This is a genomic window from Paenibacillus sp. Aloe-11 (genome assembly GCF_000245715.1).
Taxonomy (GTDB): Bacteria; Bacillota; Bacilli; order Paenibacillales; family Paenibacillaceae; genus Paenibacillus; species Paenibacillus kribbensis.
Window position 1 is genome coordinate 402,838 of sequence record NZ_JH601050.1, and the last position, 376, is coordinate 403,213.

At 52.9% G+C, this 376-nt stretch carries 1 protein-coding gene; it reads left to right on the top strand.

The window, feature by feature from the left end:
* The coding region (locus WG8_RS28170; RefSeq protein ID WP_007429604.1) for an S-methyl thiohydantoin desulfurase domain-containing protein at window positions 1-376 on the top strand (376 nt) is incomplete at both ends.

Below are 376 nucleotides of genomic sequence, written 5' to 3' on the forward strand. Positions count from 1 at the left end.
CCGCTGCTAGTGCCAATAGACCATTTTGCAGACGACGATCTCTTCGTTACTGTGGCTGTTGTTGGTGCTCCGGCTGCGCCGGATAAATATGTAAAGCCCGTTCATTATATAAAAGCCCTGGATATGGTCTCTTCCATGACGGGAAAGGGCGTCCGGGCTCTGCACACGAATGAGAATGGCGGCGAAACAACGATTAATGGCTGGTTTCAGTCGGCCTTGACCGGTATCCCGGTTGTGGATTTTGCATGTAACGGGCGGGCGCATCCCACAGGAACGATGGGCTCGATGAATTTAACCGAGCTGCCGAATTACGTCAGCCATCAGGCTGCTGTAGGCGGACGCGGGGAGCACTATATAGAATTGGGCATTACAGGTT